Source organism: Pseudomonas bohemica, assembly GCF_002934685.1.
Lineage (GTDB): Bacteria > Pseudomonadota > Gammaproteobacteria > Pseudomonadales > Pseudomonadaceae > Aquipseudomonas > Aquipseudomonas bohemica.
Genome location: NZ_NKHL01000108.1, coordinates 46,693 through 62,147 on the forward strand (window position 1 = coordinate 46,693; position 15,455 = coordinate 62,147).

10 protein-coding genes and 2 pseudogenes are annotated in these 15,455 nt (G+C 59.8%); 6 read left to right on the top strand and 6 right to left on the bottom strand.

Annotation, left to right across the window (positions count from 1 at the left end; all coding sequences use genetic code 11):
- Position 1: 1 nt before the first annotated feature.
- The 4 genes and pseudogenes from CE491_RS14250 to CE491_RS14265 all read right to left on the bottom strand — a co-directional run bounded on the left by CE491_RS14250 (position 2) and on the right by CE491_RS14265 (position 6,654).
- Positions 2–1,350, bottom strand: a pseudogene (locus CE491_RS14250) (IS110 family RNA-guided transposase).
- Between the two features lie 222 nt (positions 1,351–1,572).
- A pseudogene (locus tag CE491_RS14255) lies at positions 1,573–1,833 on the bottom strand (transposase); the annotation flags it as partial.
- A gap of 234 nt (positions 1,834–2,067) precedes the next feature.
- Positions 2,068–3,315 carry a ribonucleotide-diphosphate reductase subunit beta gene (locus tag CE491_RS14260; RefSeq protein WP_110948968.1) on the bottom strand — a complete coding sequence of 416 codons (1,248 nt, stop codon included), beginning with the start codon at positions 3,313–3,315 and terminating at the stop codon, positions 2,068–2,070.
- A 426-nt stretch (positions 3,316–3,741) separates the two neighbouring features.
- Positions 3,742–6,654, bottom strand: a complete 2,913-nt coding sequence (locus tag CE491_RS14265) for a ribonucleoside-diphosphate reductase subunit alpha (protein ID WP_110948969.1) — start codon at positions 6,652–6,654, stop codon at positions 3,742–3,744.
- Between the two features lie 806 nt (positions 6,655–7,460).
- Between CE491_RS14265 and CE491_RS14275 the strand changes: the two genes are divergently transcribed.
- From CE491_RS14275 to fhuF, 3 genes are read left to right on the top strand one after another with little or no spacing between them, the layout of a single operon-like run.
- Positions 7,461–8,198: a response regulator gene (locus CE491_RS14275; protein WP_110948971.1), complete on the top strand. Its 738-nt coding sequence runs from the start codon at positions 7,461–7,463 to the stop codon at positions 8,196–8,198.
- A 3-nt stretch (positions 8,199–8,201) separates the two neighbouring features.
- Entirely contained in the window at positions 8,202–9,839 is a 1,638-nt protein-coding gene (locus tag CE491_RS14280; RefSeq protein ID WP_110948972.1) for an ATP-binding protein, read from the top strand.
- Complete coding sequence (fhuF, locus tag CE491_RS14285; protein WP_110948973.1) at positions 9,836–10,537, top strand: siderophore-iron reductase FhuF; 702 nt, start codon at positions 9,836–9,838, stop codon at positions 10,535–10,537. Before CE491_RS14280 ends, fhuF begins: the two co-directional genes overlap by 4 nt.
- A 215-nt stretch (positions 10,538–10,752) precedes the next feature.
- Here the strand turns inward: fhuF and CE491_RS14290 are convergent, their stop codons facing one another.
- Positions 10,753–11,478: a 4'-phosphopantetheinyl transferase family protein gene (locus tag CE491_RS14290; protein ID WP_199885111.1), complete on the bottom strand. Its 726-nt coding sequence runs from the start codon at positions 11,476–11,478 to the stop codon at positions 10,753–10,755.
- A gap of 197 nt (positions 11,479–11,675) precedes the next feature.
- Positions 11,676–12,491 carry a dienelactone hydrolase family protein gene (locus CE491_RS14295; RefSeq protein ID WP_110948974.1) on the bottom strand — a complete coding sequence of 272 codons (816 nt, stop codon included), beginning with the start codon at positions 12,489–12,491 and terminating at the stop codon, positions 11,676–11,678.
- Positions 12,492–12,689: 198 nt separating this feature from the next.
- On the opposite strand from CE491_RS14295, the gene CE491_RS14300 reads away from it, so the two are divergent.
- The 3 genes from CE491_RS14300 (at position 12,690) to CE491_RS14310 (ending at position 15,261) form a co-directional block, all read left to right on the top strand.
- Entirely contained in the window at positions 12,690–13,118 is a 429-nt protein-coding gene (locus tag CE491_RS14300; RefSeq protein ID WP_199885112.1) for a hypothetical protein, read from the top strand.
- Between the two features lie 125 nt (positions 13,119–13,243).
- Positions 13,244–13,921 (top strand): response regulator transcription factor, encoded by a 678-nt coding sequence (locus CE491_RS14305; RefSeq protein WP_110948975.1) that lies wholly within the window; start codon positions 13,244–13,246, stop codon positions 13,919–13,921.
- Positions 13,918–15,261, top strand: coding sequence for an ATP-binding protein (locus tag CE491_RS14310; RefSeq protein WP_110948976.1), 1,344 nt, complete (start codon positions 13,918–13,920; stop codon positions 15,259–15,261). The genes CE491_RS14305 and CE491_RS14310 overlap by 4 nt, the downstream gene beginning before the upstream one ends.
- Positions 15,262–15,455 lie beyond the last annotated feature (194 nt).

Below are 15,455 nucleotides of genomic sequence, written 5' to 3' on the forward strand. Positions count from 1 at the left end.
CCTAAGAAACACCCTCCGCTGGTTGAAGAGTGAAGCCAAATTCGGCGGCACGTCGATGCAGACCTTTTACTACTCGCTCCCGATATCGCTGTTCGTACTGATCCGCTCCTGGATCTCGATAGCTCATGCCGAAACGCATGGCGTTGTAGAACAAAATCGCAATCTTTCGGGCGGTGGCGGTCACTGCTTTGGCTTTTCCGATTCGAGCCGCAAGGCGTCTATAAAAGGCGCCCAGCGCAGTGCTAGTCCTTCCCACTGTGACAGCAGCTAAGCGTAAGTGAGCAGTCAGCCGATTCTTGGTTTTCCGGGTGTGGGCCGAGAGCACTTTACCGCCACTGATCCTGCATCCAGGGGCGAGCGTCAGCCACGAAGTAAAATGATGGCAAGTACGCCATCGACTAAGATCGGTACCGCATTCCGCAACGAGCCGCAGCGCCAGAAAGGGGCCAATACCGTGTATTTGCGTGAGGTCCACACCGACCAATTGTACAGCAAGGTGCGGACATCGAAGTTCAGTGCATTGGGTTGCCGGGTGTTGTGACGCGGCTTAGGAAGCGGCGCTGTTGGGGGCACCTTGACTTGCGAAAGCTTGATGAGAGTTTGCGCGATTTGCTGATCGCAAACGACGAGCTGCGCTTGGTATGCATCGTACATCGCCACTGCCTGTGATAAGGCAAATAGATGTTCCGGCTGATAGTTGCCTACCAGCGCTGCCTCGATGACATCTACACCAGCCTTACAACGCCGATCACTCATCGCAGCTAGCACCGACGGACTCCGTTCGCCTGCGACGATGGCTCGAATGATCCTCATACCGGTCAAACCGGTGATATCCGAGACTACGTGATGCAGCTGCACATTCATGTGCGTCAGGGCTTTTTGCATGTGTTGAATATGCGCAGCCGCATAGTCCAGATGGCGCTCGCGGAGTCTGAGATAACTACGTAGCGCCGCAATTTCTCGATCCGGGTGGAAGCTAGCCCTCAGCAACCCGCAGGAATGAAGCCGTTGAATCCACTGAGCATCATTCACATCGGTTTTGCGTCCCGGCACTGCGCGGGCGTCCCGAGCATTCGCCAGTACCACCTGTAGGCCATGGGCTTCAAGGATCTCATACACCGGAATCCAGTAAACACCAGTCGCCTCCATGGCGACTGTAGTAATTCCGAGACTCACCAACCAGTCAGCCATGCGATCAAGATCAGCAGTGAAGGCATTGAAGGTTTGCACCGGGCTCTCTGCGAGATCTGCGGGAACAGCAACCACATGAAAGCGTGAACCAATGTCAATGCCTGCCGCCCGAGTATGGATGACGGGTAATCCTTTGCGTTCTGAACCACGCTTTTTCATACACACCTCCAGTCAAAGGATGGACTGGACGGGGACTCGGATCAAATCACATTCCTAAACGGGGTCATTAAAGCGCCACCACTAACGGGTCCGCAGCTTCCCCTGGGTCAAGTTTTTTGACGGGGACTTAGCCTCCAAAAAGCCAGCGACCACTGTCCAGAGAGTTCGTGTAGTACGTAGTGTTTCTAGTCCAGTGGGCCGCGGCGCGCCGGGGAGGCGGTTTTTTAATATTGATTTCTCGCGTTCGAGGCGAGCAATCCGAGCTTCCAACTCCTGGATTTTTTGCTGCTCGGGTGTCAGGGCCTTGCTCTGGGGCGTGACGCCGGTACGCTCTTGCTGAAGCTGGTCGACCCAACGGCGCAGCGCCGACTCACCCACACTCAGTGAGCGACTGGCTTCGATGAAGCTGTAGTTTTGCTTGAGCACGAGGTCGGCAGCCTCGCGTTTGAATTCTGGTGAAAAGGTACGGCGTTGCTTGGTCATCTGACACCTCAGTCTGGCGGGTATTCTCGCCTAAATGAGTGTCCGGTTTCATTAGACCACTACAGAGCCAACCGAACGCCGCCTGTAAGGGCGGCTTTCGGTTGGCGGGGCTACGGATTCTAAGTGTGGGTCGTTGTCTGCCTGGAACAACGACTCACAGCGTTTATGGAGTGCTGAATTTCAGCTTAAGGTGAAAAAAGTTCAGTCAATGGTGAAAACCTACGGAAAGTGCCATCAATCCCAGCTCAACGCCCCACCCGTCTGATACTCAATCACCCGCGTCTCAAAGAAGTTCTTCTCTTTCTTCAAGTCCATGATCTCGCTCATCCAAGGGAACGGATTCGTGGTTCCCGGATATTCTTCCTTCAACCCAATCTGCGACAAACGACGGTTGGCGATGAACTTCAGGTAGTCCTCCATCATCGCCGCATTCATGCCCAATACCCCGCGAGGCATGGTATCTCGTGCGTATTCGATCTCAAGCTGAGTACCTTGCAGGATCATCTGCGAAGCCTCTTCCTTCAACTCGGCATCCCACAAATGTGGGTTTTCGATTTTGATCTGGTTGATCACGTCGATGCCGAAGTTCAAGTGCATGGATTCGTCGCGCAGGATGTATTGGAACTGTTCTGCGACGCCGGTCATTTTGTTGCGGCGCCCCATGCTCAAAATTTGAGTGAAGCCGCAGTAGAAAAAGATGCCTTCCAGAACGCAGTAATAGGCGATCAGGTTGCGCAGCAGTTCCTTGTCGGTTTCGACGGTGCCGGTGTTGAATTCCGGGTCGGAGATGGCGCGGGTGTATTTGAGGCCCCAGGCTGCCTTTTTCGCGACCGAAGGAATCTCGTGGTACATGTTGAAGATTTCGCCTTCGTCCATGCCCAGCGATTCGATGCAGTACTGGTAGGCGTGGGTGTGGATCGCTTCTTCGAACGCCTGGCGCAGGATGTACTGGCGGCATTCAGGGTTGGTGATCAGGCGATACACGGCCAGCGCGAGGTTGTTGGCAACCAGGGAGTCGGCGGTGGAGAAGAAGCCCAGGTTGCGCATGACGATGCGGCGTTCATCGTCGGTCAGGCCTTCCGGATTACGCCATACGGCGATGTCGGCGGTCATGTTGACTTCTTGCGGCATCCAGTGGTTTGCGCAGCCGTCCAAGTACTTCTGCCAAGCCCAGTCGTACTTGAAGGGCACGAGTTGGTTGAGGTCGGCGCGGCAGTTGATCATGCGCTTTTCGTCGACGGCAACGCGGGCGGCAGAGCCTTCGAGTTCGGCCAGACCTTCGGCGATGTCGAGTTTGTTCAGGGCAGCCTTGGCGCGGGCGACGGCAGCGGAGTCGCTGGCGTTGGCAGCGCGTGCTTCCAGTGCGGCGGCACCACCGGCGCTGTCGAGTTTGTCCATGGCTGCTTCGGAGGCGTGGCCTGCGTTGGCGCCTTTGGCGGGTTCAGCGGCGTCTTCTTTGTCGAATTCGTCCCAGCTCAGCATGACGTTGAGTCTCCTGCGTGAGGGTCAGTGGTAATGACTGACCTGATGGATCTTGAGTGTTGGTTGCGTATCAGGCGTTGCACGCAAAGAACATGAATAGGTGAGGGTGACCCTCGGTGTCTCTTTATTGCTGAAGCGGGTTGGGCTTCAGTGGAAGGCTTTTGGCAATCGGGTGATTGTCCGGGCCTCTTCGTGAGCAAGCTCACTCCCACAGTTTCTGTGGGGAAATCGATATCTCGGTGCAGCCTTTCCGACATGTAGTGTGGGAGGGCATTACCGCCGGCAAGCCTGACGGCTACAGGGTGTCGGTGTGGTGCCAGTCGACACCTGGGGTGTCGGGTTCGCAAGCAGGCGCGCTCCTGTAGGAGCGCATTTACCGGTCGGGCGCCGATTGCGCGGCGCCCAGGCTCAGTAACGCAGAGCCGCTTACTGACAAGCCTCACAATCCGGCTCGTCGATCGCGCAAGCCTTAGGCACTGGCGCTGGACCGGCTGGTGCTGCTTCGGCTGGACGCGGCGCGGTGATCGCCGAGTCGTCCGGGCCGTGGCCACCGCTGGAAACGGCGTTGAGCTTGCCGGTGTTGATGGTCGACTTCTCGGTGCTGGTCGCAGCCAGGGCACGGAGGTAGTAGGTGGTTTTCAGGCCACGGTACCAGGCCATGCGGTAGGTCACGTCCAGTTTCTTGCCCGAAGCGCCAGCGATGTACAGGTTCAGCGACTGAGCCTGGTCGATCCACTTCTGACGACGGCTGGCGGCGTCAACGATCCACTTGGTGTCCACTTCGAAGGCAGTCGCGTACAGGTCTTTGAGTTCCTGCGGGATGCGCTCGATCTGTTGCACCGAACCGTCGTAGTACTTGAGGTCGTTGATCATGACCGAGTCCCACAGATCGCGTGCCTTGAGGTCGCGAACCAGGTACGGGTTGATCACGGTGAACTCGCCCGAGAGGTTCGATTTCACGTACAGGTTCTGGTAGGTCGGTTCGATCGACTGCGATACGCCGGTGATGTTGGCGATGGTCGCGGTCGGTGCGATGGCCATGATGTTCGAGTTACGAATGCCTTTCTGAACGCGCGCACGCACTGGCGCCCAGTCCAGGGTCTCTTCCAGATCGACGTCGATGTACTTCTGGCCACGGGCTTCGATCAGGATCTGTTGCGAATCCAGCGGCAGCACGCCTTTGGACCACAGCGAACCCTGGAACGTCTCGTAGGCACCGCGCTCGTCCGCCAGATCGCAGGAAGCCTGGATCGCGTAGTAGCTGACGGCTTCCATCGAACGGTCGGCGAACTGCACGGCAGCATCGGAACCGTAAGGGATGTGCTGCAGGTACAGCGCGTCCTGGAAGCCCATGATGCCCAGACCGACCGGGCGATGACGGAAGTTGGAGTTCTTCGCTTGCGGCACGGAGTAGTAGTTGATGTCGATCACGTTATCGAGCATGCGCACGGCAACGTCGATGGTGCGCTTGAGCTTGTCGGTGTCCAATTTGCCGCCCACGATGTGGTTCGGCAGGTTGATCGAGCCCAGGTTGCAGACCGCGATCTCGTCCTTGTTGGTGTTCAGGGTGATCTCGGTGCACAGGTTCGAACTGTGGACCACGCCCACGTGCTGCTGAGGGCTGCGCAGGTTGCACGGGTCTTTGAAGGTCAGCCATGGGTGGCCGGTTTCGAAGAGCATGGACAGCATCTTGCGCCACAGGTCCTTGGCCTGGATGGTCTTGAACAGCTTGACCTTGCCTGGATACTCGGTCAGCGCTTCGTAGTACTCGTAGCGCTCTTCGAAAGCTTTACCGGTCAGGTCGTGCAGGTCCGGCACTTCGGATGGCGAGAACAGGGTCCATTTGCCGTCGTCGAAGACACGCTTCATGAACAGGTCAGGGATCCAGTTGGCGGTGTTCATGTCGTGGGTACGACGACGATCGTCACCGGTGTTTTTGCGCAACTCGATGAACTCTTCGATGTCCATGTGCCAGGTTTCCAGGTAGGCACAGACAGCGCCCTTGCGCTTGCCACCCTGGTTCACTGCCACAGCGGTGTCGTTGACCACTTTCAGGAAAGGCACGACGCCCTGGGATTTGCCGTTGGTGCCCTTGATGTACGAGCCCAGCGCGCGAACCGGCGTCCAGTCGTTGCCCAGGCCGCCTGCGAATTTGGACAACATGGCGTTGTCGTGGATGGCGTGGTAAATGCCCGACAGGTCATCCGGCACGGTGGTCAGGTAGCAGCTCGACAGCTGTGGACGCAGGGTACCGGCGTTGAACAGTGTAGGAGTCGAAGCCATGTAGTCGAAGGACGACAACAGATTGTAGAACTCGATGGCGCGGTCTTCACGGGCTTTCTCTTCGATTGCCAGGCCCATGGCCACACGCATGAAGAAGATCTGTGGCAGTTCGAAACGCACGCCATCCTTGTGAATGAAGTAACGGTCGTACAGGGTCTGCAGGCCCAGGTAGGTAAACTGCTGGTCGCGCTCGTGGTTGATCGCCTTGCCCAGTTTTTCCAGGTCGAATTCGGCCAGGACAGGGTTCAGCAATTCGAACTCGATACCTTTGGCGATGTAGGCTGGCAGCGCCTTGGCGTACAGGTCGACCATTTCGTGGTGAGTGGCGCTTTCGGCGACGCCCAGGAAGCCCAGGCCTTCGGCACGCAAGGTGTCCATCAGCAGGCGCGCGGTCACGAACGAATAGTTCGGCTCACGCTCGACGAGGGTACGCGCGGTCATCACCAGGGCAGTGTTGACATCGGTCAGCGCAACGCCGTCGTACAGGTTTTTCAGGGTTTCGCTCTGGATCAGGTTGGCGTCAACCTCGGCCAAGCCTTCACACGCTTCGGTGATGATGGTGTTCAGGCGGCCCATGTCCAGCGGCGCGAGGCTGCCGTCCTTGGTGGTGATGCGGATCGACGGGTGAGCCTGTACCGGGGCTTCGCCGCCACGACCGGCGCGCTCTTTGGAGCGGTCGTTACGATAGATCACGTAGTCGCGAGCCACTTTTTGCTCGCCAGCGCGCATCAGCGCCAGTTCTACCTGATCCTGGATTTCTTCGATGTGGATGGTGCCGCCCGAAGGCATGCGACGCTTGAAGGTTGCGGTGACTTGTTCGGTCAGGCGGGCAACGGTGTCGTGGATACGCGATGACGCGGCGGCGGTACCGCCTTCAACTGCGAGGAAAGCCTTGGTGATGGCGACGGTGATCTTGTCATCGGTGTAAGGAACTACGGTGCCGTTGCGCTTGATCACGCGCAGCTGACCCGGTGCGGTCGCGGACAGGTCCTGCTGGGTCGCACCTGTCTGCGGCGCGGGGGCCTGCGGATTCTCGCGAGTTGTGTCTGTTTGCATGGGTGTCTCCACGTTCTCTATGTTTATTTGGGCACTATGAGTGTGCCCACCGTTCCGTCTTGAGGCAGTTGACCGACAGGCGTCAGTCCAATGACTTCAAAACGGAGGAGGAAGGGCTAAAGAGCGCCCACCCTGGCTTTGAAGTCCAAAAGGGCGCGGCTCTGTGGCTCGTCACCCTGCAAAAGCTTGTGCAATATGCGTTTTTAATGTTGCAACACTTGTACCGTAACGCGCAGATCATGAAGCTCGGGTGTCTGCCATTCGCGTGTGAGCGGTCAGGCGGTGAAACGGGATAATTCAGCCCGTTGGGCACGAGAAAAAATGCTTGAAATCTCTCGGTCACTTGTGTTTGGTTTTTTGACTGAAACCCTACATGTAGGGGGTCGATCAGCGACGGGGTACAAGATAATGCGTTTCGGACACTAATTGCAACGCATGGCCTGTGGATAAAGCTGTGTGTAATTTGTGTGAGAATCGGGTAGATCCCGTGTAGGCCGCATAGGGACTGGGATGTGCCGCCGGTCACTGTTTTTTGATGATGAAAAAAGACTTGCCCGGTTTTTTGCGGGCGCGAACCCTATCACAAAATGTTGGATTGGCAACGGGCGGGGCAGGGTGGTTTGCATGTCGTGTGTCATGTTGAGCGAGTGGGTAGAATCGCTTGCAACATCCGATATGCAGGTTGGCACCTGTGGGAGTGAACAAGCTCACCCCCCACGGTAGATCCGATGTGCCCAGGCCTGCGTTGCGACGCCCCATCAACACATTCCTTCTATTAATAAGAACAAACCCGGGAGACATGGACTGTGCAGCAAGAACCCTGGCAAGTGCTGATCGTCGAGGATGACGTTCGGCTGGCCGAGCTGACCCGCGATTACCTTGAAAGCAATGGCCTGCAGGTGAGCCTGGAGGGAAATGGCGCGCAGGCGGCGCAGCGGATTGTCGATGAGCAGCCGGATTTGGTGATCCTCGACCTTATGCTGCCGGGCGAGGACGGCCTGAGCATCTGCCGCAAGGTGCGCGAGCACTATGACGGGCCGATTCTCATGCTCACCGCGCGCACCGACGACAGCGACCAGATCCAAGGCCTGGACATGGGCGCTGATGATTACGTGTGCAAGCCGGTGCACCCTCGCGTATTGCTGGCGCGCGTTCAAGCCTTGCTCAGGCGCAGCGAAACAGTCGATACGCCCGCACAGGAACAACGCCGACGGGTGTTCGGCCCCCTCATCGTGGACAGCGCCCTGCGCGAGGCCTGGCTCAACGAGACGAGCATCGAGCTGACCAGCGCCGAGTTCGACCTGTTGTGGCTGCTGGTCACCAACGCCGGGAGAATTCTGTCCCGCGAGGAGATTTTCACCGCCCTGCGCGGCGTCGGTTATGACGGCCAGGATCGCTCCATCGACGTGCGTATCTCGAAAATCCGCCCCAGGATCGGCGACGACCCGGTTCATCCGCGCCTGATCAAGACCGTACGCAACAAAGGCTATCTGTTCGTACCCGAGGCCGCCCGAGACATGAACGCCTTTTCCCGGGGCGGCTGACCGATGAACTCAATCTTCCTGCGCATTTACGGCGGCATGCTCGGGGTGCTGGTGCTGGTGGCGCTGCTCGGCGTGCTGACGCTGCACTTGGTCAATAACGTGCGCGGCGAGCAATACCGCGAGCAACTGGCCCATGGAACCTTCACCCTGATGGCCGACAACCTCAAGCCCTTGAACGGCATCGAGCGCACCCGCGCCTTGGCGGTGTGGGAGCGATTGCTGGGCATTCCGCTGGCACTGGACACCGCTGAGCAGGCGCATCTGGACAGCGGCGCGCGCAATCGCCTGAGCCGCGGGCAGGTGGTGGTCGAACAGACCGGGCCGCACGCCGCGTGGGTGTTTCGTGAGGTCGAGCCGAATGTTTCCGGCAAGCCCGGCAGCGCTGTGTTGTTGACCGGCGAGGTGCAGCAGATCAGCGAGCAGCTGGCGCGGGCGACGATTTTCCTGTTGCTCGACGAGTTGGTGCGTTTTCCGGTGGATGAGCAGCCGATTCGCCTGGAAACCCTGCGCCTGAGCAAGGGCTTCGGCTTCGACATGCACCTGATCAAGTTGGAGCAGGCCGATGTCGATGACGATCAGCGGCGGCGCATCGAAGAAGGCGACACGGTGATGGCGCTGGGTAAGGGCGGCGATTCCATCCGCGTGCTGTCCGGTGTCGGCAAAACCCCGTGGGTGCTGGAGATTGGCCCGCTGTATCAGATGAATCCCTATCCGCCCGAGCTGCTGGTGCTGATCGCGTTTCTCGGGCTGTGCCTGATCGGTCTGGTGGTCTATTTGCTGGTGCGTCGACTGGAGCATCGTCTGCGTGGGCTGGAGGCAGCCGCCACGCAGATCGCCCAAGGCAGTCTGCAAACCCGCGTCCCTGAAACCGGCGCCGATTCAGTGGGGCGCCTGGCCTCGGCGTTCAACGGCATGGCCGAGCATTTGCAGCGTTCGCTGACCATTCAGCGCGAACTGGTGCGCGCGGTGTCCCACGAACTGCGCACCCCGGTAGCGCGCCTGCGTTTCGGGCTGGAGATGATCGGCGACGCCAGCACGCCCGAAGCGCGGCACAAATATAAGGTCGGCATGGACAATGACATTCAGGACCTGGACAAGCTGGTGGACGAGATGCTGACCTACGCGCGCCTGGAGCAGGGCGCGCCGACGCTGAGCTTTCAGCGGGTCGATCTGGATGCCTTGATCGATCAGGTCATCGCTGAACTGGCGCCGCTGCGGGCCAACGTGCGTGTTATCCGCGGGCAGGTCAGTGTCAGCAATGAAGGCTCGGATGACAGCGAAGCCTGGGTCGAGGCCGAGCCGCGTTATCTGCATCGGGCCTTGCAGAATCTGGTGAGCAATGCCATGCGTCACGCCGAATCCGAGGTGCGGGTTGGCTTTCAATTGGGTCAGGAGCGCTGCCGGATCGATGTCGAAGACGATGGCCCCGGCGTGCCGGAAAGCGCCTGGGACCGGATTTTCACTCCCTTTATGCGTCTGGACGACAGCCGTACGCGGGCTTCGGGCGGGCATGGTCTGGGGTTGTCGATTGTCCGCCGGATCGTTCATTGGCACGCGGGACGGGCGTTGATCGGGCGCAGTCAGGCGTTGGGCGGCGCATGTTTCAGCCTGACCTGGCCGCGTCAACAAGGTGAAGTGTGAATAGTGAAGCGTTTGACGGGCCACTGGCCGTGTTCGCCGGGACGCTGGTGCTGGATGACGCACGCCCTGTGATCGCCTTGCCGGAGTTGTTGCCTGACGAAGCGCTTGATCGGTTGCTGTTGCAGATCTATGGCCCGGAATTGATGCCGGCCAAGCTGGCGGTGCTGGTCTCGCAGTGGTTCAAGTTCTATGCGATGCAGCTGATTCCCCCGGTGATCGTCGCAGGTCTGGTAAAGGGCCTGAGTTGGCCGTTGCAGCTGGATCGACTGGCGTTTGCCCTGCATGAGCGCGGGTTTCTCGATGGGGTGAGGTTCGAGGCAGCGGTTTCCGAGGTATCAGCTCCGGATGATCCCTTCGAGCGTTTCGCACCGCTGCTGGACAATCTGCAGCAGGTAATCGCGCGGCTGAGCGCGTATGGCGGTGTCGCGCCGGGGGTGTTGTGGAGCAGTGCCGGGGATTATCTGGAGACCTGTTTGCGGCAGTTGGCTGAGATCGATGACGTGTCAGCCGAAACGGGTCATCGACTGCTGCGCCAACCGCTGCGGCCGGATGGGCGGCGAAATCCGCTGTTCAACGCCATCACCTATTTAGAAGGTGCCGATGGGCAATCCGTCAGGCAGCGGCGCAGTTGTTGTTTGAGTCATCAGGTGGAGTGGGTAGGGCGGTGTGAGCATTGTCCATTAACGGACAGAGCCTGATCCGGTTTTTGGGACTGGTTCAGGACTGCCCTTGACTCTGCCCGGAGGCGTGGGAGCTGGCTTGCCTGCGATCTGCCGGAGACCGGCAGTGACATCTGGCACCTCGCTGCATCAGGCAGACCGCGTACAACGGCTTTGCTACCGCTTCGCAGCAGATCGTCAGCAAGCTGCACTCCCACGCCCTCCGGGCAGAATCAAAAGCATCAACTGCGGTGTCAGGCCGGTATCGCCACCAGACTCAGCAACTGCCCATCCTCCACACTGAACTGCGCGTCCAGCTCCTTGCCGTCGTGCCATTCCTCTGACAATTCGATCTTCAGCCTAAGCCGTGCGCTGCCGTTTTCCGACCACTCCAGCAATTCGGCGTCTTCGAAATAGAAGCGCTTGAGCACGATGGGGTAGAGCGCCTTGAACAGGGCTTCCTTGAGCGAGAACGTCAAGCTCACCCGCAGTGCCACCTGATGCTCGGGCCCGGCCGCCATACGCTGCATTTCATCTGCTGTGAGGATTTCTCCGGCCAGCCTTGAGGCTCGGTCGCTGCTCATGAGCTGTTCGACGTCCATCCCCAGTCCTCGCCAGTGCTGCTTATCGGCGACGATGGCTGCGGCCCAAACGCTGCTGTGGGTGATCGAGCCGCACAGGTCCTGCGGCCAGACCGGCGCGCGGTCGTCACCGATCACTGGCACATGCTGACGGCCATCGAGCTGGCGCATTGCTTCCCGCGCGCACAGCCGACCTGCGAGGAATTCGGCCTGACGTTTGGCCACCGACCGCTGAATGCTCGCGGGCGGTTCGATAAGGCAGCGCTGAAAGTCGCCGTCGACGAGCTTTTGCGGGTCGAACTGGCTGCTGACCAACACCACGTTTTCCAGCGCCTGGGGTAAGGGCCAGTGGGTGGTCAGGGTGGGGCAGCAGGTTGGCAGGATTGGAGATCGGGTCATGGGCGGCATTTTGCCGGGGGATCGCTCGATTGTCATGCAGGCTAAACACCGTGCCTGACAACTACGCTGTACCTGTGGGAGTGAGCTTGCTCGAGCAGGCGCAGTTTCAGCTGCTGAAACATCAGCGACTGCAATCGTTCTTCCGTGAGCAAGCTGCCCCCACAGGCACGAGGTCGACCGGCAAATTACAGGGTGCCTTACAACGTCGAATTCTTCGCGAACTGCTCTTTCAGGAATGCTTTCATGTCCGCCCACGAGCTCATGTCGGCTGTTTCGTTGTAACCAATATCCGGCCCGCCGTGGTCGCCGTGGTCGCCGTGGCTCAGCTTGTCGGCGTCCGGGTTGGTGAAGCCGTGTTTGGCGCCGTCGATTCCGACGAATTTATAGTCGACCTTGGCCGCGTCCATTTCCTTCTTGAAGTCCGCGACGTTCTGCGCAGTGACCATGGTGTCGGCGTTGCCGTGTTCAACCAGAATCGGCGTCCTGGTCACGCCTTCCTTCGCTGGGGTTTTGGTGGTCAGCGCGCCGTGGAAGCTGACGACTGCGTCCAGCGGCTCACCCCGGCGTGCAGCATCCAGCACCACGCCGCCGCCGAAGCAGTAGCCGATGGCGGCGATTTTCTGCGGGTTGGTTTCAGGCTGCTTTTTCAGTTGCTCGACCCCGGCGTCGAAGCGCTTCGCTGACGCTGCCGCATCGGCCGACGCCGCTTGCATGAAGGCCATGGCGTCTTTCGGGTGTTCGGTGTTCTTGCCTTCGCCATACATATCGATGGCCATGGCGCTGTAGCCCAGCACGGCCAGATCACGGGCGCGGCGCTTGGCATAGTCGTTCAGCCCCCACCACTCATGCACCACCACGATGCCCGGACGCGGGCCCTTGATCGCGTCGTCGTACGCGTAGTAACCGACCAGCTTGGTGCCATCGGCGCTCTGGTAATCGATGGTGCGGGTTTTGACTTCTGCCTGAGCGAGGCCGGCCAGGCACATGAGGGCGAGGGCTATCAATAAACGCATGTCGTTCTCCTTCCGAGCGAGGGCTCATCTGGCGTTGAGCCTAGACGATTATGCCGTAGAGATTCGGACCCCGTGCCGTACATAGATGTTCAGCCGAGGTTCAGAACGTGTTCAGGAGGGGTTCAGCGCCTGCTGCGTATTCTCGGCGCCGTATCCACGAAGCACCCGCGAAGGCGCCCGGCGCCGGAGGACCTGCACATGCTGACGTTGAACAAGCTTTTTCTGGCGCTGGCTTTCCTTGGCAGCAGCGCCGCTGTCCAGGCGGCTGATGGCAATGCCGACGTGTCACGCATCGACTACGGCAAGAACAGCGAGAAGACCGACAGAGTCAATGGCATTCGACGTAGCCTTAGTGCCCGGACCGCTGTAGGAACCTGGAATCAAAGCCTCAGCCAACAACATGTCGACCACCCCTACTGCGTCAGTTTCGAAAACCTGACCTGCACCCACAACGGGCTCAGGCTCACTCAGGAAAACCTGCTCGGCAGCTATGATGTGAAGCTGCCGCTGGCGACAGCAGCTAGACTCTCCGACGCCGGCCTGCCGCCACGTGGAGTCGGTCAGGACCTGTCGTTGAGTTTGAGCGAAAGTCAGTACAACTATTTGCCCGTTTACCACCTGTTATAGGCCGTTGTGCAGTTTTTAGCGGTGTCTGAATTGCGTCGTCGCTGCCGGGTTCGTCAACGTGAGCGCCTCGGCAGCGTCGTTCAAGTCCGCGAATCGAGAGGTATGCCTTTGCCTGGGAGAGCGTCATGAAGCTGCTGGTTGTCGAAGATGAAGCCCTGTTGCGTCATCACTTGCAGACCCGCCTGACCGAAAGTGGTCATGTGGTCGAAGCGGTGGGCAATGCCGAGGAAGCGCTGTATCAGGCCGGGCAGTTCAACCATGATCTGGCGGTCATCGACCTGGGCCTGCCGGGCATCGGCGGTCTGGATCTGATTCGGCAGCTGCGTGCACAGAACAAGTCTTTCCCGATCCTGATCCTCACCGCTCGCGGCAACTGGCAGGACAAGGTCGAAGGCCTGGCTGCCGGCGCCGACGACTACGTGGTCAAGCCGTTTCAGTTCGAAGAACTGGAAGCGCGGCTGAACGCGCTGCTGCGTCGCTCCAGCGGCTTCACCCAGTCGATGATCGTTGCCGGGCCGCTGACCCTGGACATCAACCGCAAGCAGGCCTCGCTAAACGAACAGCCTCTGGCACTGACCGCTTACGAATACCGCATTCTGGAATACCTCATGCGCCATCATCAGCAGGTGGTGCCCAAGGAGCGCCTGATGGAGCAGCTGTACCCGGATGATGACGAGCGCGATCCGAACGTGATCGAAGTGCTGGTCGGCCGTCTGCGCCGCAAGCTCGAAGGCCCGCTGGGTTTCAAACCGATCGATACCGTGCGCGGTCTGGGCTATCTGTTCACTGAGCGCTGTCGATGATTCGATCGCTTCGCGTTCGTCTGATGCTGGCCGCCGCGACCCTGGCGGTCATCTTCATGCTGTTGATGCTGCCTGCGTTGCAGAGCGCCTTCAGCCTGGCGCTGGAAAGCTCCATCGAAAAACGCCTGGCGTCGGACGTGACGACGTTGATCTCCGCTGCGCGGGTCGAGGATGACCGGCTGCTGATGCCGACGCTGCTGCCCGGTGAGCAATTCAGCCTGCCGGACAGCCGCCTGCTCGGCTACATCTATAACCGCGCCGGCAAGCTGGTGTGGCGTTCGCGGGCCACCGAGGACGAAGCCATCGACTACCAGCCGCGCTACGACGGGCTGGGCACCGAGTTCGCCAAGATTCGCCAGCCCAATGGCGAGGAATTCTTCGTCTACGACGTCGAGATCAAACTGCTGGGCGGACGTAACGCGGCCTACAGCATCGTCGCCGTGCAGCCGGTGCGCGAGTATCAGGAAACCATTTCTGGCTTGCGGGAGAAACTGTATCTGGGCTTTGGCGGCGCGTTGCTGGTACTGCTGATTCTGCTATGGGTCGGCCTGACCTGGGGCCTGCGCTCGCTCAGAGGCATGAGCCAGGAACTGGACCAGGTGGAAGAGGGCTCGCGGGAAAGCCTCAGTGAAGAACACCCCAGCGAACTGCTGCGCCTGACCGATTCGCTCAACCGGCTGTTGCGCAGCGAGCGCGAGCAACGTACGCGCTACCGTGACTCGCTGGGCGATCTGGCCCACAGTCTGAAAACCCCGCTGGCCGTGCTGCAGGGCGTCAGCGAGACCATCGCCAAGCGCCCCGAGGATCTGGAGCAGGCGCGGATCCTGCAATCGCAGATCGAGCGCATGAGTCAGCAGATTGGCTATCAACTGCAGCGCGCCAGCCTGCGCAAGAGCGGGCTGGTGCGCTATCACGTGGCCCTCAAACCGGTGGTAGAGAGCCTGTGCAACACCCTGGAGAAGGTCTATCGCGACAAGCGGGTCGGGGTCACGCTGGACTTGCCCGACGATTGTCAGGTGCAGATGGAAGAGGGCGCGCTCCTGGAAATGCTTGGCAACCTGCTGGAGAACGCCTATCGACTATGCCTGGGCGAGGTCCGCGTGAGCTGGCGACCGTCGATGTTGGGCGATGAACTGCTCATCGAGGACGACGGGCCCGGTGTGCCCCACAGCCAGCGCGCGCGGATCCTCGAACGTGGCGAGCGGCTGGATCGGCAGAATCCAGGACAGGGGATCGGGCTGGCGGTGGTCAAGGACATCATCGAAAGCTATGGCGCGCAGCTGACGTTGGACGATTCGGATCTGGGTGGCGCGGCGTTCAGGATCCAGTTTGCGATATAGGTGCCGAGATCCGATCTGGTAGTCACCCTGACCCCTGTAGGGGTTAGCCATATGTGTCGGGGGTATGAAGCGAAAGCTGTAGAAGACGTCGCAGGTTACGACTGCAGCGAGCGCGATATGTCATCCCCCCCACACGTCGCCGACCTGGCGCAGCCGCGAGCAAGCGCGCTGCTACAGTGGCCCGTGGTGGGCTA